The sequence below is a fragment of the Acinetobacter sp. GWC1_38_13 genome (genome assembly GCF_001767535.1).
GTDB classification, from domain to species: domain Bacteria; phylum Pseudomonadota; class Gammaproteobacteria; order Pseudomonadales; family Moraxellaceae; genus Acinetobacter; species Acinetobacter junii.
Genome location: NZ_MELG01000124.1, coordinates 1,519 through 5,797, shown reverse-complemented (window position 1 = coordinate 5,797; position 4,279 = coordinate 1,519). Strand labels below are relative to the sequence as shown.

Here is a 4,279-nt window from a genome sequence, read left to right as displayed (position 1 = left end):
TTAATCAACTTAACCGTTTAAAGCTAAGTTATTTGCTTCATTGCGTCGGGATGTGTGCATTATAGGAGGTTTTTTTTGGTGCGCAAGTGTTTTTAGAAAAAGATTGTGACGAGTGTTGTTTTTTTACCCACAACACCCATAAAAACACAGTGAAAACCACATTAAAATATTGAATTTAAACAAATAAATTAAATTTTCTTTTAATTTATTCGTTATTTCTTTATTTGCACACTGATAATTTTAATCGGTTGCTTTGGTACATTTTGATGCATTCCATAATTACCTGTAGGCACATTTACGATTTTATCAACAACATTCATTCCTTTGGTGACTTTACCAAATACGGCATAACCTGCATCCATAGCTGAACGATTCAAGAAGCTATTATCAGCAACATTAATAAAAAATTGACTCGTGGCAGAATTAGGATCATTCGTGCGTGCCATTGCTAAAGTTCCCCTTGCATTTTTGAGACCATTATTTGCCTCATTAATAATTGGAGTTTTAGTTGCCTTCTCAATCATATTGGCATCCATCCCCCCACCTTGAATCATAAATCCTGGGATGACTCGATGAAAAATGGTTCCAGCATAAAAGTTACTTTTTACATAACTCTCAAAATTTTTTGCTGATACGGGTGCTTTATCATTAAAAAGTTCAATTTCAATATTCCCCATTGAGGTTTTCATATCAATAATTGTATTTGCAAATAGCTGACTACTTGCTAAAACCAAACTGGTTGCGAGGAATAGTTTTTTCATGATTACTGTTCTCAATTTAAAGTCTATTTAGAATGGGTACCGATTTTAGTTTTCTATCTATAATTTTGCTATTTCTAATTGTTAATTAAAGGATGCCGATGTTCCACGTGAAACATCGGCATTTTTTGAATCAGCTATGTTTATCCCAAAATTTTCTAAAGTTCTTGGCTATTTCGATTGTATTGCGCTTAGCCTTGCTAGAAATAGGTGTCAAATTGATAAATCCATGTGTTTGATCTGGATAATCTACATATTGAACTTTAACTCCGCTTTGTCTCAATTTATGGCTGTAAATTTCCCCTTCATCATGAAGCAAGTCATGCCCAGCTGTAATAACATATGCAGGTGCTAGCTTTCTCAAATTACCATAGGTTGGAGAGATCAGTGGATTATCCAAAGCGATGTTGTGTTGAGTCGCATAATACTGAGTAACATAATCAACATCCTTACTCGTCAATACCAACCCTTCACCATATGCATAAAATGATGGATGTCTACTTTTGAAGTCTACAACTGGATATATAAGTAACTGAGCTTGTGGAGCATAAGATTTACCAGCTGTGTGTTGTGCAACGACTGTACTGATATTTCCGCCTGCACTATCACCAGCAACAGCAATTCTATTTTTATAAATCTTTAATTGTCGACGATTCTGATAGACCCATGCTAATGCATCTTCACATGATTTGATTAAAAGCTGCGGAGAAGCTTCAGGTGCAAGTGGATAATCGATACTTAATACCTGTACTTTGGCATATTTGGCAATGAGTCGACACACCTCATCATGAGTATCCAATCCACCAACCACAAAACCACCACCATGATAGAACAAGATCATAGGTAGTTTTTTATTGGGTGCAGGATGATAATGTCTAGCGAAGACTGTTCCACTTTGTAAAGGTAATCGAATGTCTTCTACCGATTCAATCTGTGTCGCTTTGTTTAGGATAGCCAACATTTGTGCATCAAACTGGCGGCGTGATTCAATTGGATCTTCCCCGATAAACCCTATACGCCCTTGTTTAATTTGCACCGCCATTAAGCACTTGGTAAAGGCGTCTAAGTCAGGATATTGATAAGGATAACCTAAAACTTTTGCGAGAGATTCTTGAACTATTTTAGGAAGTTTATCTAATGCACGTGCAGCTGTACCTTGTCCTTTATCTAAAATCGTTTGAATTTTCTGAGGTAATGCTGTCACGTTTGTCCCCTTTATCGCACTGTTCATAATTCTTGTTCTTTCCGACTATATGCTTTTATAAAGCCAGAGATCAAGATCAAGATTTCAAAAATATGATGTACGCTAAAGAGCTAAGCTTAAAAAGTCATTAACTATTCTGCTTAATCCAAACTGATTATTTTGCCAATCTATGTCAAAAAATGCTTCATGAGCGTCATTAAAGGATGAGAGTTTTTTCTATTCACTCTCATCCTCTGGATCAAGATCCATTTGTTCTTAGCGAGTAAATTGATGATGTATAGCAGTACATTTTGATCAATTGGATTGGGCATCTATCACACCAATTAATCATATCTTTTACTCAAGAACGAAGAAATTATTGTGCCGAAGCATCTGCTGAGCCTGAAACAGAACCAGAAACACCTGCTGAAGCGCCACCAGGTTGAACATCAACAGATGAACCCGCTTGTACACCTACGCCACCTTGTACGCCTGAAGGGCTAACACTGGTTTGTGCTGAACCAGAAGCATCAAGACCACCTTGTGTTGAACAACCTACAGCTGTGAATGCAACACCAGACACAACCATAGAGATTAGGGCTAACTTTTTCATTGTATATTTCCTTTCATTATGACAAAAAGCAAAGTTGTCTTTGCGTTGCCTATGATTCACAATTTTTTCGATGAACGTGGTGAGGATTGGTTGCAGTTTGTTGTTTAAGCCGTATTGTTTTGCAATTTTTATTAAATCAGTTTAGATGAGCATTCACTTAATTTTTCAATCCTTTGAATTAGATTAAATGTTTATAATTTATTATTTTTCTGCGATACGATTCGGATCAGATCATACAAATATAGTCTTATCTTCAATATTTATCATTTATACAAAGTGCTATTAACACTGCTAAAAACTTACAATTAAAAAGTTTGAGTTAACAATAGATGTATTAAAAATAAAAAAATCGTGAAAATTAATCACGGCTTTCTTCGTTTACAGCGAATTTAAGGCCACTGCATTTCACCTTTTACCACTTTAGCACCTAATTCCAGACTGCTTGATTCGCTTAAAGTTGGATATTCTTTTTGCATCATTTGAATTAAATCAGTCGATGTTTTCGTAACTTTTGCTGCTTTCTCATATTGCTTCAAATAATCGATAGAAAAGTTAACTGCATCCAATCCTTCTGCTGCACTCGCTTTCATATGTGCAGGAACGACTACATTCGGTTTTAATGATTTGATACTTTCTAATGCCTGTACCACTTCGTTACGATCTTTTGTTGTAGGAGTATCCGCCATCCATAAATGAATCCCAGAAGAGACTGGAATACCGCCTACAACTGCTTTAGCACTTGGAATCCACAAATAAGTCAGCTCATTTTTTCCCTTAATCTCGATATTTTCATTTTCAAATTTTAAGGTCTTAGCAGTATACGCTTGCAGAACAATAATTTGACTCGGTGCATTGGCTCCCATTTTGGGTCCCCAATAAGCAACTTTTAAAGCCTGAGTATCTTGAATATGTTTTACCGTTTCAGGAGTTGCAATGATTTGCACGTTTGGGAAATATTGTTTAAATACATCTAAGCCAAAATAGAAGTCAGGGTCACCGTAACTGACAAAAATTGTTTTTAAAGTTTTACCGCTGTCTAAAATATCTGCCGCAATACGTAAAGCTTCCGATTTAGAAAATTGCGCATTGACCAGTAAGACTTCTTTGTCACCTTCAATTAATGTTGAAGTCACGCCAAAATGTTCAGGCTTTGCTAGGAAGTTCTGAATTTTTAAGTCCTGTACAAAGCTTGTTGATGTTGCCGCTAATGCAGTAAGTGCAAGTGTGAATGATTTGATATTCATGAATATGTCTCCTATCTGATAAGAAACACTTTAAGTTGCAATTATTGCCAAATAAACACCCTAAATTAAGATAAAATGTTGCATAAATTGCAACAATAAGAATTCTATATGGATACTTTAAAAGCCATTCAAGTTTTTGTATGTATTGCTCAACAAGGCAATTTGAGTAAAGCAGCAGAACATTTAGACTATTCGAAAGCGATGGTGTCACGCTATCTTGAACACTTGGAACAAACCTTTTCTACTCGTCTATTTCAGCGTAATACACGTAAAGTTTCTCTTACCCCTGCGGGTGAAAAAGCCTTGGTCTATTGTGAGAATATTTTACAGCAGCAACAGTTGCTTGAAGGTTTGGCTGCACCTGAACAGCATAGTGGTACGATCCGTTTTACTTGTGGTTTATTTTTGTTTCAACTTGGGGTAAATGAATGCATTAAGCAATTTAAAAAATTATATCCACACATTCATTTTGATGTGTATT

At 35.8% G+C, this 4,279-nt stretch carries 5 protein-coding genes; 1 reads left to right on the top strand and 4 read right to left on the bottom strand.

The window, feature by feature from the left end:
* Positions 1-212 precede the first annotated feature (212 nt).
* From A2003_RS13660 to A2003_RS13645, 4 genes are all read right to left on the bottom strand, one after another.
* A complete protein-coding gene (locus A2003_RS13660; protein WP_286687499.1) occupies positions 213-761 on the bottom strand; it encodes a peptidylprolyl isomerase in 549 nt (182 codons plus the stop codon).
* 130 nt (positions 762-891) lie between these two features.
* Positions 892-1,962, bottom strand: coding sequence for an alpha/beta hydrolase (locus tag A2003_RS13655; RefSeq protein ID WP_205673191.1), 1,071 nt, complete (start codon positions 1,960-1,962; stop codon positions 892-894).
* Positions 1,963-2,317: 355 nt separating this feature from the next.
* On the bottom strand, positions 2,318-2,554 hold the full coding sequence (locus A2003_RS13650) for a hypothetical protein (protein ID WP_004914451.1): 237 nt from the start codon (positions 2,552-2,554) through the stop codon (positions 2,318-2,320).
* A gap of 389 nt (positions 2,555-2,943) precedes the next feature.
* Positions 2,944-3,798 carry an MBL fold metallo-hydrolase gene (locus A2003_RS13645; protein ID WP_286687498.1) on the bottom strand — a complete coding sequence of 285 codons (855 nt, stop codon included), beginning with the start codon at positions 3,796-3,798 and terminating at the stop codon, positions 2,944-2,946.
* A gap of 108 nt (positions 3,799-3,906) precedes the next feature.
* Between A2003_RS13645 and A2003_RS13640 the strand changes: the two genes are divergently transcribed.
* Positions 3,907-4,279, top strand: a 373-nt coding sequence (locus A2003_RS13640; RefSeq protein WP_286687497.1) for a LysR family transcriptional regulator, incomplete at its 3' end; no start/stop codon positions are given.